The sequence below is a fragment of the Telluria sp. AZSoR62 genome, assembly GCF_058111565.1.
In genome coordinates this window covers 1-233 of sequence record NZ_JBYTST010000646.1, presented here as the reverse complement: position 1 = coordinate 233, position 233 = coordinate 1, and the positions used below count along the sequence as shown (strand labels likewise).

1 protein-coding gene is annotated in these 233 nt (G+C 60.9%); it reads right to left on the bottom strand.

The features are described from left to right. The coding region (locus tag AC3XQU_RS25035) for a hypothetical protein (protein WP_489876784.1) at window positions 1-211 on the bottom strand (211 nt) is incomplete at its 3' end. Between the last annotated feature and the right edge of the window lie 22 nt (window positions 212-233).

The following is a 233-nucleotide window of genomic DNA, read 5'->3' as shown; positions in this document are numbered from 1 at the left end:
AATCCGCAAAGTACGGGCGCACTTGCTCAACCTCCGTGGGTGTGAGCGGGTAGAAAGCGTTGTTTGAGTGCTGCATCAACCATCCGCCGTTGCCCGCGTGACACAGGATGTAGTTGTCCGAACCGAACTGGCCCTGTTTACGTCGCACCTGGGCGACCCAACCGATTGAGCCGCGCAGCGATCCACCATGCGGGCCCGTCTTCACGAACATGCCTTGCTCGGGCATGCGCAGC